Origin of the sequence: Acidovorax sp. NO-1 (genome assembly GCF_000238595.1) — a bacterium.
Classification (GTDB): Bacteria; Pseudomonadota; Gammaproteobacteria; order Burkholderiales; family Burkholderiaceae_C; genus Acidovorax.
Genome location: NZ_AGTS01000071.1, coordinates 146,913 through 162,627, shown reverse-complemented (window position 1 = coordinate 162,627; position 15,715 = coordinate 146,913). Strand labels below are relative to the sequence as shown.

Genomic DNA, 15,715 nt, shown 5'->3' with positions numbered 1-15,715 from the left:
TTAAACAGGGCTATCTCGAACACCTATTGCAATAATAAAAAAAACGTCAGTTTCCTTCCCATTCACTACAGGCGAAAGGTAACCCACCTTTCCTTCGCTGGACAGTGAAAAATGCACTATACGCCCATCGACAAGAGTGATTCGAGCGTTATCACTGGAGCATTCGAGATGCTCGCCATAATAATTCATCACTGCCATCTGGGATACCGGTACCGAATGTTTTAAAAAATGCCGTATTCTGGCCGCTGTTAACCGCGACCCTGTGCCTGCGGGACACGGTTTTCCGTCGGCATCAGAGTAACCGGAGCCTGTAATTTTAATACTCTTGATCCTTTGAAATGGATAAGCGCGTGCAGTATTTCTTTGGCAATCTTGTTTTTCGTCGATAGATGAAAATCTGGAGCAATCAGGGTTTTCTTTTGATTCGCTGCCAGTGTGTGTCGTCGCGCCGCAACCAACGGTCAAGATCAGAAAACCTGCCAGTATATGAGTGATTTTGTTTACCATGATGCAGTACTTGCTTCGGACGGATTTTTTCGACTGACCACTGGATGCCTAAAAACCTCTGTCTCTGATATTCTCAAGGCGTGAATCAGCTCCTTGACAAGCCAAGCAAGAGAACCGTTTTGCGCAGCATTCACAGCTTCATAGACAGCATTATTATTAAAATAAACCTCTCTTTGTCTGGGTGTCGCGCCTTCTGGCGCTGACTTGCCCGGCGGTAATACCGGTTTGCCAACGATTTCAATCCCGATACTGTCTACATTCGATGGATACCTCACGGGGACCGATTTCAGCATTTCTACGGCGTGCATGCGACTAATTTCGCTCGCTTGCGGAAACTTGGCAGACTTCTTGAATTCTGCAGGTTTGCATGTATATTCAGCAAGGCATCGCGCCTGCAGGGATCCCACATGGTTGGTTCTTTTAAAAATCGAGGCCGTCTGATAGATAATTCCGTCTTTATCAATCAGGAAATGTGCGCCATTCGCATTGGCGTTGCCATAACTATTGAACGAACTTTGAGCACTGGAGGCCCCCGTTTGATGAACAATAATGCCTTTTACTTCTGATAAAGGTTGACGTTCGATTTGGGGGAAACGTCGAGGCCGAACGCGAGCCGAAACCAACATTCCCTGATCATCAATATGGAGCATTTTTATATCCTGAAAGTCAGGAAAATATTTTATGCAGCATGGCATCAGGTTTGCTCGTCACATATTGCAACAATGGCATCTATTGTGAAACTTTGGCAATGACGCTTACAACCTGGGATTGAGGCGCGCCAAACCCTTCATCTACAGTTCGCTGACCCGCCGCATATCCGGCCGCTCCAGCCACTCCGCCCATTCCTGTGCCAACTGCTGGCTGGCCCGTGTCGCCGCCCGCCATGCCTTGGCGCGGGACGCGCTATCGGCGCCGTAGTGGGTGAAATCGTTGCGGTCGGGAAGTTTGCCATTAGGCAGGGTGCGTACCCAGTCAGGACATGGGGACAACACCACCATGCTGTCGAGTGCAGCGGTGGATTTGTGGCGCCACTTGAGGCTTTTGTCGAGCCAGCCGGGCACCACGCGGTGCTGGAAGTGGGGGTACAGCACGAGGCTGCCAGTTGCGCTTGCGGCTCCTGATTTCAGGCCATTTTTGCCTTCAACGCTTGCTGGATAAGCGCTTGCAGCTATCATTTTTGCAATTTCACCATGCTGCTTTCCGTAGGCCAGGTGCAGGTGATAGTCGGTGATGCCCCCGTCCCAGTAGGCGCCGGGCGGCGCTCCCGGGATGTTGTGTACGGCCTGCAGCACAAACGGAATGGAGCAGCTCGCTTGCAGGGCCTGCATGAAGTTGTCCGCCGTGAGCCCGACCTGACGGGTGCGGTAGTCGGTGGTGGCAAATGGCAAGGCCGCACCGGCGGAGGAAAACACCACGCGCTCCAGCCAGGCGCCCATGGCCTTGCGGTGCACGGTGTTGGTGAGAAAAGCGCCCAGATAGCCCAGGGGCGTGGCGACACGGTGTTCGCGGCCCAGCAAATGCCGCCCGCGCGACGTGACGATGTGTAGGTGGTAACGGGAATGGTTCAGCACCTCGCCGACACGCCCGCCATAGAACGCCTCCAGGTTCTGGCCGAATCGCTCGCTGACATGGGCTGCCGTGGGGCGCTTCTTGCCGGGAGGAAGCTCGTAGTCCTGGTGGATGTAGTCGTTCTCCAGGCGCTCAAACGCCGCCACGGACGCATCCAGGCACGCCGTGGCCATGCGCCATGCGCCAATCGAAGCGCCCACCAGATGAACCGGCTGTTGCGAGCGCGGCAGCCAGTCGCCAAAGATGAACCGGTCCAGCGGTCCGAGGATGAGGCCTTTGGGCCCGCCGGCGGCGGCAGGGATGACCGCCACATCAGACGGCTGCAGGCCGCGTTGTTCAAGGTGCTGGCGGGCGACGGGGCCGGCATGGATGCGCAGGGCTTTCATGGGCGGCATTGTCGCAGTGCACGGCGCCGTGCTGTGCTGTGGCATGGCCCAGGCAGGGCTGCACGCGCACCCCCTGCCCGGCTCACACCACGTAGTCTGCGACTTCCGGTTTGGCCGTCCAGTCAATCGGGTCTTGCTGAAGCACCATGTCGATGTCCAGGCCCAGAGGCAGCCCCACCTCTGCCGGGAAGGTAACCGCCAGCTCCTTCTCGCCCAGCTCGGCCTCACGGGCGCGGGCGCGCCAGGCGGCGAGGTGGATGACACCCGCCAGGGGCTCGTAGGCATTGTTGTCAAACGGTGCCCCCTGGTGCTGCAGGGCGTCCACCAGCACTTCCGGCAGGCGCCAGCGGCGGGCCAGGCCGGCGGTGACATGGCCGAAGCTGTAGCCAAAGATGCGTTGTTCGATCTTGCCCCGCCGCATGTCGAACGGAGCCACCAGCGTGTTGACCGACTGGGCTTTTTCCGGATCGGCCAGGTGGATCACCAGCTCACCCAGCGCGTGCAGCAGCCCCGCCGTGTAGGCAGTCGTCTGGTTTTGCAGCGTCAGCCCTGCCAGGGACCGCGCGAGCTTGGCCGTGTTGAGGCTGTAGCGCCAGAACTGCTGCATGTTGACCCCGGGCACCGAACGCGAGGTGGTGCCCAGCGGCGCCGTGGTGACCAGCGAACGCACCTGGGCCGTCCCCAGCAAGGCCAGCGCCTCGGGGATGTTGGCAATCTGCCGGGGCACCTGGAACGTGTGGGAGTTGGCCAGCTCCAGCAGCCGCCCGGCGAGTGCCGGATCCGAGCCAAAGAGCTTGTTCAGGCGGCGCAGGCTGGGCTCTTCATGGGCCAGCTCGCTCATCAGCAGCGCCACGGCGCGCGGAAGGCTGGGCAGGGCCACGGGTTCGGCCAGCAGTGCGTTCAACTCCATGGGGTGTGGGCGCGGGGGTTAAGGTGCGGCGATTATGGCCCCCACACCCCACAGTCGCTATCGGTTCTTCGCCTGTTGCAACTTCGCAAAAGCCGACGCCATGGCCGACTGCTGCACAGGCTCGGGCCCCCGGCGCTGGGGTTGCCCATAGCCTCTGCCTGCGCCTTCAAACCGGTTATCGCGCAACGCGCCCCGTTCACCGCCCTGGCGTGGTGGTGCATCCCCCAACTTCATCGACAGGCCGATGCGCTTCCTCTCCACGTCCACCTCCATGACCTTGACCTTGACGATGTCGCCGGTCTTGACCACTTCACGCGCATCGTTCACAAACTTGTGCGCCAGCTGGCTCACGTGTATCAGGCCGTCCTGGTGCACACCCAGGTCGATGAAGGCGCCGAACTGGGCCACGTTGCTCACGGTGCCCTCCAGGATCATGCCTTCCTTCAGGTCCTTGATGTCCTCCACGCCATCGTTGAAGCGCGCCACCTTGAAGTCCGGGCGCGGGTCGCGGCCGGGCTTTTCCAGCTCGGCCAGGATGTCCCTGACGGTGATGACGCCGAATTTTTCGTTGGCAAACAGCTCGGGCTTCAGGGTCTTGAGCATGTCGGCGCGGCCCATGAGCTCGGCCACGGGCTTGCCGGTCTTTTCCATGATCTGCTCGACCACGGGGTAGGTCTCGGGGTGCACGCCGGTCATGTCGAGCGGGTTGTCGCCGCCGCGAATGCGCAAGAAGCCCGCGCTTTGCTCAAAGGTCTTGGCGCCCAGGCCCGCCACGTCCATTAGCTGCTTGCGGCTCTTGAACGCGCCATTGGCCTCGCGCCAGCGCACCACGGCCTTGGCCACGCTGCCCGACAGACCCGATACGCGGCTCAAAAGCGGCACGCTGGCCGTATTCAGGTCCACGCCCACCGAGTTCACGCAGTCTTCCACCACCGTGCCAAGGGTGCGCGCCAGCTCGCTCTGGTTCACGTCGTGCTGGTACTGGCCCACGCCGATGCTCTTGGGGTCGATCTTGACCAGCTCGGCCAGCGGGTCCTGCAGGCGGCGGGCGATGGAGGCGGCGCCGCGCAGGCTCACGTCCACATCGGGCATCTCTTGCGAGGCGTATTCGCTGGCGGAGTACACCGAGGCACCGGCCTCGCTCACCACCACCTTCTCAATGGCGTGGCCCACCTTGGCGGCCATCTTGATGAGGTCAGCGGCCAGCTTGTCGGTCTCGCGGCTGGCTGTGCCGTTGCCAATTGCAATCAGGTTCACACCGTGCTTTTCCACCAGCTTGGCCAGGGTGAACAGCGAGCCGTCCCAGTCGCGCTTGGGCTCGTGCGGGTACACCGTAGCGGTCTCCACCAGTTTGCCCGTGTTGTCCACCACGGCCACCTTCACGCCCGTGCGGATGCCCGGGTCCAAGCCCATCACCACACGCGGGCCAGCGGGCGCGGCCAGCAGCAGGTCGCGAAGGTTGTCGGCAAACACCTTGATCGCCACCTTTTCGGCGTCGTCGCGCAGGCGGGCAAACAGGTCGCGCTCGGTCGAAAGGCTCAGCTTGACGCGCCAGGTCCAGGCCACGCATTTACGGATGAGGTCATCGGCCTTGCGGCCCTGGTGGCTCCAGCCCAGATGCAGGGCGATCTTGCCTTCGGCGAGGCTGGGCTTGCCGGGCTCCGGCTCGACGGGAAGCACCAGCTTGGCTTCCAGGATCTCCAGCCCGCGCCCGCGGAACACAGCCAAGGCACGGTGGGATGGCACGCGGCCAATGGGCTCGTCGTAGTCGAAGTAGTCGCGGAACTTGGAGACCTCGGGGTCGTTCTCGTTCTTGGATTCGACCTTCTTGCTGCGCAGCAGCCCCTCGGCCCACAGCCATTCGCGCAGGTTTTGCACCAGTGCCGGGTCTTCGGCCCAGCGCTCGCTGAGGATGTCGCGCACGCCATCGAGCACAGCGGGCACGGTGGAGAAGTCTGCACCCGGCTTGCCATCGTCCAGCACTTCGGGCGGCTTGGTGAACGCGGCGGCCTCTACAGCAGGGTCCAGCGCAGGATCGGCAAACAGCTTGTCGGCCAGCGGCGCGATACCGAACTCGCGCGCGATCTGTCCCTTGGTTCGGCGCTTTTGTTTGAAGGGCAGGTAGATGTCTTCCAGCTCCTGCTTCGTTGGAGCAGCGGCGATGGAGGCGCGCAGCGCGTCGGTCAGTTTGCCTTGCTCGTCAATGGCCTTGAGCACGGCCACGCGGCGGTCGTCCAGCTCGCGCAGGTACGACAGGCGCGCCTCCAGCTCGCGCAGCTGGATGTCGTCCAGTCCACCCGTCACTTCCTTGCGATAGCGGGCGATGAACGGCACCGTAGCGCCGCCATCCAGCAGCTCCACGGCTGCGCGCACCTGTTGTTCACTAACCCTGATTTCTGCGGCCAACTGCCGGATGATCTGCTGCATGTGTGGGCAAACTCTCTGAGACTCAGTCAAAACGAACAAAAACGCGAAGCGCGGGAGTTTGCCACAGCGCTTGCGACCATCGCCGCCCCGCCTCGAAAGCAGGCCGCGCTGTCTAGAATGCACAGCCCAAGCCTTCAGGACCCACCCGCTTGTACCCCTCCATGCAGCCCCTGCCTTTCCCCATCCGCACGGAATGCCCGCCGGGCGCCTGTGTCTGCGACCGGGATGCGCTGCTGCAATCCCCGAACGCCGACGTTGATGCCCGCATCCTGCAGCTCACCCAGGCCGAGGAGAAAAAGCTGCTGCAGCGGCTGGAGAACATCACCAGCCTTGCCGACCTGCGGCGCCTGCAAGACCGCATGGAGCAGCAACTGGGCTTGCGCCTGACCATTGCACCCAGCCCGAATGAGGTGCGCACGCTGCGCGGCATCACCATCCTGGTCCATGAGCAGCGGGGCCTGTGCCGCAAGACACGCCAGGCCATCCCGGCCGCCATCAAGAAGGGCATGGACCAGCGGCCGGAGATCACGTACGAGCTGTTGAACGAAGGCGGGCTGTTCTCCGGGCTGTAACGCTGCGCTGCCCCGCCCCCTGACCTATCGCAACGCACCGCATGCAAGACGACCTGTTCGGCACCGATGTCCCGAGGCCCCCTGCACCCGAGCGGCGGCCCATCCTGCCCGCCCAGGCCGATGCCGCTGAGGCTGAAGCTGAAGCTGCTGATCTGGCCAAAGCGCCTGCCCGGCGCAAACGCTCTGGCCAGGTCACCGCCATCACGCCCGACGATGCACTTCGTGCGCTGGCAGCCGCCCTGCCCCCACGGCTGCGCCTGGGCACGTCCAGCTGGAGCTACCCGGGCTGGCAAGGGCTGGTGTGGGAGGGCGAGCATTCCGAGACGCAGCTGTCCAAACAGGGCCTGGCGGTGTATGCCCAGCACCCGTTGATGCGCACGGTGAGCATCGACCGCAGCTTTTACCGCCCGCTCACCGTCAGCGAGTACGAACGCTATGCCTCGCAGGTGCCCGACGACTTCCGGTTTGTGGTGAAGGCACCCAGTGTGGTCACGGACGCCCTGGTGCGCAGCGAAGTCGGCCGGGGCCGCCAGGCCAACCCGGTATTTTTGAGCCCCGAACTGGCGCGCAGCGAGTTCGTGGAGCCCGCGCTGCAAGGCCTGGGGCACAAGCTGGGCGCGCTGGTGTTTCAGCTCAGCCCCCTGCCGCTGGCGCAGCTGGACCGCATGCCCCTGCTGCTGGATCGCCTGCGCGCCATGCTGCTCGTACAGCCCGCACTGACGCGGCTGGCACCCGATGGCGTGATCGCTGTGGAGGTGCGCGACCCCGAATGGCTGACCCCCGACTTTGCGGCAGTGCTGCGCGAGACCGGCGCCACCTACTGCCTGGGCCTGCATGCCAAGATGCCCCCGCTGCCGCAACAGCTGCCCCTGCTGCGCGCGCTGTGGCCCGGCCCGCTCGTGTGCCGCTGGAACCTCAACCCCGTGCATGGCCCGTATGGCTATGAAGAGGCCGAACGCCTGTACACCCCCTACGACTGCCTGCAACACCCTGACCTGCCCACCCGCGCCGAGCTGGCCAGCGTGGTTGCGGGCGTCACCCGGCGGGGGCAGAACGCGTACGTGGCGATCAGCAACCACGCCGAGGGTTGCGCGCCGCGCACGGTGCGTGCCCTGGCCGAGGCCGTAGCGGCCGCCACTGCAGCGGGGCGCTGAACACCGCGTGTAGGACGCGGATCACGCTCGCCGAAACGGCGCGCCGACATCGCCGGCAAGCGTGTCTCGGCACCATGGCAACAGATTCACTTGGGTGTATTGCCATGAACCTGCCTCAAAAAATTCAAGATATCAAACAGTGGGACGACGCACGCCCCGGTTTCGTCGGTGAGCACTGGTTGGTGCTGGGCGCCGGTGTACTGCTTCTGCGCCGGGCCGGCCGCAGCCGGGGCCTGGTGGGGCGCTTGCTCGGCCGCGCAGTCGGTGGCGCATTGATTGCCCGTGCCGCGTCGGGGCGCGACGGGGTCGCGAGCAAGCTAGCGCGCGTGGCTTCTGCAGCGGGTGGTTTACCCCATCCTGCGGGGCGCGCCGGCAAATCTGGCGGCTGATCCGACGCCATGGAAACCCGCTGGCCCGACATGCTGTGGGTGGTGCGCCACGGCCAAAGCGCAGGCAATGTGGCGCGCGATGCAGCCGAGCTTGCACGGCATCACACCATTGACATCGCATGGCGCGACATCGATGTGCCGCTGTCAGAACTGGGGGAGCAGCAGTCGGCTGCACTGGGCGAATGGTTTGGCCAGGCGCCGGTGCACGAACAGCCGCAGGTGATTTTGTGCTCTCCCTACGTGCGCGCCGTGCAGACTGCGAGGCTGGTGGCGCAGCACAGCCGCCTGGAGCACGCAACGCTGCGCCTGGACGAGCGGCTGCGCGAAAAGGAGTTCGGCATTCTGGACCGGCTCACCAAGTGGGGCATCGAACAACACCATGCCCAGCTGGCCGAACAGCGGGCCCATGTGGGCAAGTTTTACTTCAGGCCGCCCGGTGGCGAGAGCTGGTGCGACGTGATCCTGCGCCTGCGCAGCCTGCAGGAAATGGTGACGCGCGAATACGCAGGGCAGCGCGTACTCATCGTGGCGCACCAGGTCATCGTCAACTGTGTGCGCTACTTGATCGAGCAGATGGACGAGCAGCAGATTCTGGACATCGACCGCCAGGGCGACGTACCCAACTGCGCCGTCACCACTTACCGCGCCCTCCGCACTGCCGAGGGGCGCGCCGATGCAGGCATGCAGCTGGTGCAGGCAAACTTTCTGGCGCCGCTGCGCAATACCCGCACCCCCGTGACGCGCGAGCCCGACGCCGCGGCTGCTCCCAAGCCTTGACGCATGGCCTCCCCCGCCCCACGCACACCCCGCCCCCGGGCCTTGACCGAGGCCTTGCTGCGCCGCTGGCCATTGCCGGCGCCCGGCGACGATGCCGACAAGGAGCAGCGCGGCCATGTGCTGGTGGTGGCCGGCAGCCACGAGATGCCCGGCGCAGCGCTGTTGGCTGCCGTTGCGGCCCTGCGCGCCGGCGCTGGCAAGCTGACGGTGGCGGCGCCCGAGCGGGTGGCGCAAGGCCTGGCACTGGCCATACCGGAAGCGCGCGTGATGGGCCTGGCCGAAACCCGCGCTGGCGGGTTTGCTGCGCGCGACTGCGAGCGTCTGGGCCCTCTGGCCGATCGCGTGAGCGCCGTGGTGCTGGGCCCGGGCATGCTGGACGAGGCCCGCAGCGTGGCGTTCGTGCGCGCAATGCTGCCGCTGTTTCGGCAGAGCACGGTGGTGCTTGATGCACTTGCGATGTCGGTGGTGCGCGACGCCCTGCCGCTCACACAACCCGTGGTGATGACGCCGCACGCCGGCGAAATGGCCCACCTGACCGGCGACACCAAAGAGGCCGTACTGGCGCAACCGCTTCAGGCCGCGTTGGCTGGCGCCCGGCGCTGGGGCGCTTGTGTTGCCCTCAAGGGCAGCACCACCTTCATTGCGCAGCCCGATGGAACCGCTCTGCGTTTTGCAGGCGGAACACCCGGCCTGGCCACCTCGGGCTCCGGCGACACGCTGGCCGGGCTGATCGGTGGACTGGCCGCGCGCGGCGCCGCCCCCCTGCACGCATGCGCCTGGGGCGTTTGGCTGCATGCACGGGCCGGCATTGCGCTGGCGCAGGACCAGGGCAGCCTTGGGTACCTGGCACGGGAGCTTTCGGCCCAGGTGCCGGCCCTGATCCACGCGCTGGCACCCCGCCCCGGCGGCGGGTTACGCAGGGGTTGATGCGGCCAACACCGTACTAAACAAGTGCCAAAAAGGCCTCCGACGCTTGATGGATAAGCGCCAGCAGCTATCAAATAAATAGTGAAGGCATCAAGATGCCTTGTGCGTCGCGACCGTGCGCCGGGCCGGGTCGCGTGCGAGGGTGATCCAGCACAGCACCACCCCCAGCAACGCGCCAGTGGCCATTCCCACCACCATGGGCAGCGGTTTGCCATTGGCAAACAGGCCCACAACGCCCATGGCGGCTGCGCCGGTCAGCATCTGCAGGGTGCCCAGCAGGGCGGATGCCGTGCCGGCGATCGCGCCATGCTTTTCCAGCGCCAGCACCGAGGTGGTGGGTATCACCAGCCCCATGAGCGCGCTGGCACCAAAGTACAAGCCGATCAGCACCGCCAGGTCATCACCGCCCGCCAGGTAGTACAGCAGCAAGGACGCCATCACCGCGCCCGAGGCCGTGGCCGCCGCCTTTACCACCCGCACCATGCCAAAGCGCTCACCCAGCGTGGCGGTGAACTGGGAGGCGCCGATGAACGCCGCCGCGTTAACCCCAAAAGCCAGGCTGTACTGCGTGGGCGTAAGCCCATAGTGGTTGATGAGCACAAAGGGCGAGCCCGCCAGATACACAAAAAAACCGGCCATGGCGCAGCCGCCTATGAACACCAGGCCCAAATAGTGCCCGTCGCGCAGTAGCAATGCATAGGCGCGCAGGGCTCCACCCAGGCTGCTTTCCACGCGGTCGGCCGCAGGGCGCGTCTCCCGCAGGCTCCCCCACACCAGCGCCAGCCCCGCCACGGCGGCCACGGCCACCACCCAGAACACACCGCGCCAGCCGGTCAGCGCAATCACCCCGCTGCCTGCGAGCGGCGCCAGGATGGGTGACACGCTGAACACCAGCATCAGCAGCGACATCAGGCGCGCCGCTTCGGTGCCCGTGTGCAGGTCGCGCACCACCGCGCGCGGTATGGCCATGCCCGCCGCCGCCCCCAGCCCCTGTACAAAACGCAGGGCCACCAGCGTTTCGATGTCTGTCGCCAGCGCGCAGCCCACACTGGCCAGCGTGAACACGCCCAGGCCAAAGTACAGCGGCGGCTTGCGCCCCACCATGTCGGAAATGGGGCCATAAAACAGCTGGCCGACACCGAGCGCCAGGAAAAACGCCGTCAGGCTCCACTGCACGGCGCCCACAGATGCCCCCAGACTGGCGCCAATGTCGGGCAGAGCGGGCAGGTACATGTCGATGGCAAACGGCCCGATGGCCGAGAGCAGGCCCAGAATGAGGGCCATTTTGAGAAAACGGGAAAAATGCATAGCCGCCCATTGTCGCCACTTCGGCGCGTTTCATTCGGGTAAACCCTGAATGAACAGCCGCTGCGGCTGGCGCAGCGCGGATGCCCGCAGGCTTCAGTCAGGCGCCACCACAATGCAGTTGCGGCCAGACTGCTTGGCCTGGTACATCGCCCGGTCGGCGCGGCGCACGAGTTCTTCGGGGGCCTGATCACGCTCGGGCACCACGGTGGCCACGCCAAAGCTCACCGTCACGATGCCAAACGGGGCGCCTTCGTGCGGCAGGGCCAGCGACTGCACGGCGTGCTGGATCTGGCGCGCCACTTCCAGGGCCGCCGGCGCGTCGGAGGCGGGGAGCAGCGCCACAAACTCCTCGCCGCCAAAGCGCGCCACCAGGTCGCCATCGCGGCGTCCGCCCGTTTGCGCCAGGGTCAGGGCCAGGGTCTGCAGGCATTTGTCTCCGGCCAGGTGGCCGTAGTGGTCATTGAAGTGCTTGAACACGTCCACGTCCAGCATGATGAGCGAGAGCGGCGTGCGCGCCCGTTGGGCCCGCGCCCATTCATGCGCCAGGGTCTGGTCAAAATGCCGACGGTTGGCAATGCCGGTGAGCCCGTCGGTGTTGCTGATCAACTGCAGGCGCTGGTTCGCCTCGGCCAGGGCCTGGGTGCGCTCCTCCACCAGGGCCTCCAGCTCCAGGTTGCGCTGCTGCAGGCGACCTACCGGAAACACCTCGCCTTCACACGCCAGGCCGTAGGGGATGGAAAAGCTGCTGTGCGCAATCTTCCAGTCGTCGCCCTCATGGCGAAACAACAGCACCAGTCGCACGGTCTCGCGGGCAAACACTACGTCAGGCATGGGCAGGTGGATGTGGAAAAACGCGGTGACAGCCACCACGTCATCGCTCAGCTCCTGGGGGAAGATGTCCACCACGTCAATGCCGATGCGCCCGGGCACCTGGGCAAAGTCCTGCAAGGTGACGTCCACCCAGTCGCTACGGCTCTTGATCAGCTGGTCGCTGCTGCCCGCAAAGCCGCTGAAGTCGTCGCTGAAGCGGGTGACCAGCCTCGCATCCCGCGCGGCATACATCTCGATGTATTCGTCGAACAGCAGGCGGACCAGCCGTTGGCGTTCTGGGGACATGGGAGGACTCCTGGCCAGAGGCTCAAACAGTTGCTTTCAGGAGACTGTCGGACTTGGAACGTCGATAGCTCCATAGCCAGCTATGAGGCAAAAAGACGGTGAAAAACGGACCGCTGCGGCCGATTTGCAGCCGATGACGTCCAAGTCCGCCAGCCTCCGAGCGATAAAACTGAATGTAACACCGGCAACAGGACACCACTTCGTTCTGGGTGCAGCCTGCAGCATGCAAAGCCCACAGGTCGCACGCGCCCAGCTATGTGCGTTGCCAGACAGTGGCACGGCTTGCAACCTTCCAGACTCTGCGCAACAGGGCCACGCACCCTGACAACACGCCGCAAGGCGAGCCGCCCCCATGGAAGGGGGAGGCGCAACAGGGCTCGGCATATGGGTAACCACCAAAAACAGTTCCTGTGGGGCAAGGCCCTCACCACCTCCTGGCCATCCACTGCGCAACTGCAGCGCTGGAACCACATCACCCGCGCCGTGCTTGCGCAGTGGGTGCGCCCCTGGGCAACTCAGGCTCCACCGCATGTGGCTTACCCTGCGCACGCCCTGCATTCAAGGCCCGGCGCCGGCTTCACAATGCCAGACTGTGTCGCCGCGCTGGAGGATATGCACCAGGCCCTCCAACGGGAGACCGCCCAGCGGCAGGAGCTGGAGCGTGCCATCCATGGAACCCGCAAGGCCCTCGCCCAGGCCGAAGCCGACCTGGCCTGTGTGCGCGGTGGTGAGCGCCAGGCGCGCCACCTGGCCATGCACGATGAGCTGACCTCCCTGCCCAACCGCCGCCACCTGCTGCAGCAACTGGGACACGCCCTGGCGCAACGCGGGCCCGACCACCCAGGGCCTGCGGTGATCTATATCGACCTGGACCACTTCAAGGCTGTGAACGACACCCATGGACACGGTGTGGGCGACGAGGTGCTGCGCATCACCGCCGCACGGCTGAGTGCAGCGGTGCGGCAAGGTGACCTGGTGGTGCGTCTGGGTGGCGACGAATTCGCATGCCTGCTGCATGGTGTGGCCGACGCCGTACCGCTGCGCCAGCTGTGCACCAAGTTGCTGGGCGCCGTCTCCCGTCCCATGAAGGTCGCCGACCTGCAATTGCTGGTGCGCCCCAGCATCGGCGTAGCCATGTGCCCCCAGCACGGCACGGTGGCCAAGGACCTGCTGGCCTGCGCGGATGCAGCCATGTACGCGGCCAAGCGCGAGCGGCGCGGGTTTGCGTTTTACGGCGAAACCGCATGACCCCGAAGCCCGCTGCTCCCAAGTAAAAACGCCACATGGGTGCGGTTACGAACAGACCACCGCCGCGCGCCGTGGAACAGTACAAGCACCGGCCACCACCAGGGTGACCGCCTTCCAAAGGACTGTTTCATGCGCCATCCCACACCCCGCCAACTTTCAGGCGCCCTGTTGGGGGCGCTTGCTGTGATGTCGCTGCAGGGATGCAAGCGCATCGAGATGGCCACACCGAAGGTACCGGCAAAGCCCTCCCCGACGGCCTACGTGGACGACAGTGTGCTGACATCCCGCGTCCGTGCCGCACTCCTGCGCTCGCCAGTGGTGAACAGCTTCAACATCGGCATTGAAACGCACGAGGGGGTGGTTTTGCTCAGCGGCATGGCGGTGAACACCACGCAGATCGATCTGGCCGTGTTTGTGGCGCAAACCGTTCCAGGGGTGAATTCTGTGGACAGCTTCATGTTCTCCTCGGGCTTGGCCGCCGCTGAAACCACCGAGAAGGCCTATAGCGTCGACCCGGGCGGCCTGACGGCCGCACGCCCCCCGGGCCAAATTCCGCCCGTTGAGCGTTCGGGCCGGGGGGGGCAGCCTTCAAACACCCCCACCCCGGTGATCTCGGTGAGTCATCCGCTCTCCGCAGACAACTCGGTCACCCCAGAGAAGGCGCACCGCCCGTCCCGCTGGGTTGGAATGGCACACCGAGTACTGGGCATTCGCAGCATTCAGGATGAGCTGTTGATCAAGCCATAGACTACTTTGGGGGCCATCGACCACCGGGTGCACCGTACATCAGCGCTTGGCCGTCATCAACCGCTGGTAGATCTGCTTGTCGGCGGCGTAGCAGCTGCAGGCCTGGGCCTCCAGCGCGTGGCGGTCACGCACCGTCAACTCGCCACGGTGGTAGGTAATCAGCCCGCTGTCCTGAAAATGGCTGGCCGCCTCCGTAACGCCCGCCCTGCGCACGCCCAGCATCAGCGCCATGAACTCCTGGGTCACGTGAAAACACTCCGAACGCGATCGGTCCTGGCTCATCAACAGCCAGCGCGCCAGGCGCGGCGCAATCGGGTGGTAGCGCTGGCACGCTGCCGCCAGTGTCTGCTGGTGCAGGCGCGCCAGCAGACAGGACTGGAGCAAGGCTTCCAGCTCGGGAATCGCTTGAACCTGTGCCCGCAGTTGCCGGGCGCCGATGCGCCAGCTCGATCCAGCCCCCTGCACCAGCGCCCGCCAGGGTGTGGGAGCCAAGCCCAGGATCAGCTCAGAGCCCAGCATGGCCTCGGCTCCCACCATGCCGACTTCAAGCGGTGGGTGGCTGTCCACATCGATCACCAGAGACAGGAAGCCTTCCACGGGAAAGTGGGCATGTTCCAGCGGCTGGCCTCGCACGCTCAACTCTGCGGAAAGCACCAGCTCGAACGGCTTGCAATGGTCCAGCAGCTGCTGGCGCGCAGCAGGAGACAACTGTTGAAGAAGGGTGTTTTCGGGACGGTGCATCAGGGAGTTCCAGGAGTCGGCCAGCGCCGCACTGAGAAGCGGGGGCGTCATGACAACCTCGCAGGGGCTCGCCCAGCACAGGTCTGGGCGCAGTGTGGGCGCCCCTTTGCACCGTGACTGTCTGCCAGCGCACACAGCGCGCTGCTCCCGGCAGGCTAACTTGCAACGCCCTCGGGCAGCAACCGGTCGTACTCCTTCTTGACGACGTCGTAGCACTCGCAGGTGCGCCCTTCCAGGCCCGGTCGATCCAGCACATTGATGTGGCCGCGGGCATAGCTGATGAGCCCCGCGCGCTGCAGTTTGAGGGCCGCTTCGGTCACGCCCTCGCGCCGCACGCCCAGCATGTTGGCAATCAGCTCCTGCGTCATCACCAGCTGGTTGCTTTGCAGGCGGTCCAGACTCAGCAGCAGCCAGCGGCACAGCTGCTGGTCCAGCGAGTGGTGGCGGTTGCACACGGCGGTTTGTGCCATCTGGGTAATGAGCGCCTGGGTGTAGCGCAGCAGCAGGTGCATCACCGGCCCGGAGCGCTCGAACTCGTGCTTGATCACCTCGGCACGCAGGCGGTAGCCCGACCCGGCACTTTGCACCACCGCACGGCTGGGCGTGGTGCCACCGCCCATGAAGATCGAGATACCCACCAGGCCCTTAAAGCCCACCACCGCAATCTCGGCCGAGGCACCGTCCTCCAGCACGTACAGCAACGACACGATGGCGTTGGTAGGGAAATACACATACGGCATGGTTGCGCCGGATTCGTACAGCACCTGCCCCAGTGCCAGTTCCACCGTCTCCAGCTGAGGCAGCCAGCGCTGCAGGTCCGCCTCCGGCAAAGCGGCCAGCAGCTGATTCTGAAGGGGAGAGTTGGATCGTTTGATGGTGGCACCTTGTGGAACGCGGGGCGCACCACCATCGCGGTGGTGCCTGCCCCGCTGGGCAA

The 15,715-nt window shown here is 64.7% G+C and carries 16 protein-coding genes; 7 read left to right on the top strand and 9 right to left on the bottom strand.

Translation table 11 applies throughout. The annotated features are described in order from the left end of the window. From KYG_RS24320 to KYG_RS08035, 5 genes are all read right to left on the bottom strand, one after another. Positions 1–507: a hypothetical protein gene (locus KYG_RS24320; protein WP_139019331.1), complete on the bottom strand. Its 507-nt coding sequence runs from the start codon at positions 505–507 to the stop codon at positions 1–3. Continuing rightward, complete coding sequence (locus KYG_RS23680; protein WP_139019330.1) at positions 501–1,157, bottom strand: N-acetylmuramoyl-L-alanine amidase; 657 nt, start codon at positions 1,155–1,157, stop codon at positions 501–503. Before KYG_RS23680 ends, KYG_RS24320 begins: the two co-directional genes overlap by 7 nt. Before the next feature lie 141 nt (positions 1,158–1,298). Continuing rightward, positions 1,299–2,462: a patatin-like phospholipase family protein gene (locus KYG_RS08045; protein WP_034693734.1), complete on the bottom strand. Its 1,164-nt coding sequence runs from the start codon at positions 2,460–2,462 to the stop codon at positions 1,299–1,301. 82 nt (positions 2,463–2,544) lie between these two features. After that, positions 2,545–3,372 (bottom strand): HDOD domain-containing protein, encoded by an 828-nt coding sequence (locus KYG_RS08040; RefSeq protein WP_008904364.1) that lies wholly within the window; start codon positions 3,370–3,372, stop codon positions 2,545–2,547. 57 nt (positions 3,373–3,429) lie between these two features. Beyond that, on the bottom strand, positions 3,430–5,799 hold the full coding sequence (locus tag KYG_RS08035; protein WP_008904363.1) for a Tex family protein: 2,370 nt from the start codon (positions 5,797–5,799) through the stop codon (positions 3,430–3,432). A gap of 161 nt (positions 5,800–5,960) precedes the next feature. On the opposite strand from KYG_RS08035, the gene KYG_RS08030 reads away from it, so the two are divergent. From KYG_RS08030 to KYG_RS08010, 5 genes are all read left to right on the top strand, one after another. Beyond that, positions 5,961–6,371, top strand: coding sequence for a hypothetical protein (locus KYG_RS08030; protein ID WP_008904362.1), 411 nt, complete (start codon positions 5,961–5,963; stop codon positions 6,369–6,371). A gap of 41 nt (positions 6,372–6,412) precedes the next feature. Next, a complete protein-coding gene (locus KYG_RS08025) occupies positions 6,413–7,525 on the top strand; it encodes a DUF72 domain-containing protein (RefSeq protein ID WP_008904361.1) in 1,113 nt (370 codons plus the stop codon). A 104-nt stretch (positions 7,526–7,629) separates the two neighbouring features. After that, entirely contained in the window at positions 7,630–7,914 is a 285-nt protein-coding gene (locus KYG_RS08020; protein ID WP_008904360.1) for a hypothetical protein, read from the top strand. A gap of 9 nt (positions 7,915–7,923) precedes the next feature. Next, complete coding sequence (locus KYG_RS08015) at positions 7,924–8,691, top strand: histidine phosphatase family protein (protein ID WP_008904359.1); 768 nt, start codon at positions 7,924–7,926, stop codon at positions 8,689–8,691. Positions 8,692–8,694: 3 nt separating this feature from the next. Next, entirely contained in the window at positions 8,695–9,618 is a 924-nt protein-coding gene (locus KYG_RS08010) for an NAD(P)H-hydrate dehydratase (RefSeq protein ID WP_034693702.1), read from the top strand. Positions 9,619–9,708: 90 nt separating this feature from the next. On the opposite strand, the gene KYG_RS08005 is transcribed toward KYG_RS08010, so the two are convergent. Next, positions 9,709–10,926: a multidrug effflux MFS transporter gene (locus KYG_RS08005; protein ID WP_008904357.1), complete on the bottom strand. Its 1,218-nt coding sequence runs from the start codon at positions 10,924–10,926 to the stop codon at positions 9,709–9,711. Between the two features lie 93 nt (positions 10,927–11,019). Next, complete coding sequence (locus KYG_RS08000) at positions 11,020–12,042, bottom strand: diguanylate cyclase (RefSeq protein ID WP_008904356.1); 1,023 nt, start codon at positions 12,040–12,042, stop codon at positions 11,020–11,022. 384 nt (positions 12,043–12,426) lie between these two features. Here KYG_RS08000 and KYG_RS07995 point away from each other — a divergent pair, with 384 nt between their 5' ends. Then, complete coding sequence (locus KYG_RS07995; RefSeq protein ID WP_008904355.1) at positions 12,427–13,290, top strand: GGDEF domain-containing protein; 864 nt, start codon at positions 12,427–12,429, stop codon at positions 13,288–13,290. 129 nt (positions 13,291–13,419) lie between these two features. Further along, positions 13,420–14,037, top strand: coding sequence for a BON domain-containing protein (locus KYG_RS07990; RefSeq protein ID WP_008904354.1), 618 nt, complete (start codon positions 13,420–13,422; stop codon positions 14,035–14,037). 39 nt (positions 14,038–14,076) lie between these two features. Here the strand turns inward: KYG_RS07990 and KYG_RS07985 are convergent, their stop codons facing one another. Both KYG_RS07985 and KYG_RS07980 read right to left on the bottom strand, forming a co-directional pair. Continuing rightward, positions 14,077–14,778, bottom strand: coding sequence for a Crp/Fnr family transcriptional regulator (locus KYG_RS07985; protein WP_008904353.1), 702 nt, complete (start codon positions 14,776–14,778; stop codon positions 14,077–14,079). 155 nt (positions 14,779–14,933) lie between these two features. Further along, positions 14,934–15,608 carry a Crp/Fnr family transcriptional regulator gene (locus KYG_RS07980; protein ID WP_008904352.1) on the bottom strand — a complete coding sequence of 225 codons (675 nt, stop codon included), beginning with the start codon at positions 15,606–15,608 and terminating at the stop codon, positions 14,934–14,936. Positions 15,609–15,715: the final 107 nt, after the last annotated feature.

What these genes read in the sequence shown, in the direction of transcription:
- KYG_RS24320 (WP_139019331.1), bottom strand. Translation starts at nt 507, where the DNA reads ATGGTAAACAAAATCACTCATATACTGGCAGGTTTTCTGATCTTGACC.
- KYG_RS23680 (WP_139019330.1), bottom strand. Translation starts at nt 1,157, where the DNA reads ATGCTCCATATTGATGATCAGGGAATGTTGGTTTCGGCTCGCGTTCGG.
- KYG_RS08045 (WP_034693734.1), bottom strand. Translation starts at nt 2,462, where the DNA reads ATGAAAGCCCTGCGCATCCATGCCGGCCCCGTCGCCCGCCAGCACCTT.
- KYG_RS08040 (WP_008904364.1), bottom strand. Translation starts at nt 3,372, where the DNA reads ATGGAGTTGAACGCACTGCTGGCCGAACCCGTGGCCCTGCCCAGCCTT.
- KYG_RS08035 (WP_008904363.1), bottom strand. Translation starts at nt 5,799, where the DNA reads ATGCAGCAGATCATCCGGCAGTTGGCCGCAGAAATCAGGGTTAGTGAA.
- KYG_RS08030 (WP_008904362.1), top strand. Translation starts at nt 5,961, where the DNA reads ATGCAGCCCCTGCCTTTCCCCATCCGCACGGAATGCCCGCCGGGCGCC.
- KYG_RS08025 (WP_008904361.1), top strand. Translation starts at nt 6,413, where the DNA reads ATGCAAGACGACCTGTTCGGCACCGATGTCCCGAGGCCCCCTGCACCC.
- KYG_RS08020 (WP_008904360.1), top strand. Translation starts at nt 7,630, where the DNA reads ATGAACCTGCCTCAAAAAATTCAAGATATCAAACAGTGGGACGACGCA.
- KYG_RS08015 (WP_008904359.1), top strand. Translation starts at nt 7,924, where the DNA reads ATGGAAACCCGCTGGCCCGACATGCTGTGGGTGGTGCGCCACGGCCAA.
- KYG_RS08010 (WP_034693702.1), top strand. Translation starts at nt 8,695, where the DNA reads ATGGCCTCCCCCGCCCCACGCACACCCCGCCCCCGGGCCTTGACCGAG.
- KYG_RS08005 (WP_008904357.1), bottom strand. Translation starts at nt 10,926, where the DNA reads ATGCATTTTTCCCGTTTTCTCAAAATGGCCCTCATTCTGGGCCTGCTC.
- KYG_RS08000 (WP_008904356.1), bottom strand. Translation starts at nt 12,042, where the DNA reads ATGTCCCCAGAACGCCAACGGCTGGTCCGCCTGCTGTTCGACGAATAC.
- KYG_RS07995 (WP_008904355.1), top strand. Translation starts at nt 12,427, where the DNA reads ATGGGTAACCACCAAAAACAGTTCCTGTGGGGCAAGGCCCTCACCACC.
- KYG_RS07990 (WP_008904354.1), top strand. Translation starts at nt 13,420, where the DNA reads ATGCGCCATCCCACACCCCGCCAACTTTCAGGCGCCCTGTTGGGGGCG.
- KYG_RS07985 (WP_008904353.1), bottom strand. Translation starts at nt 14,778, where the DNA reads ATGCACCGTCCCGAAAACACCCTTCTTCAACAGTTGTCTCCTGCTGCG.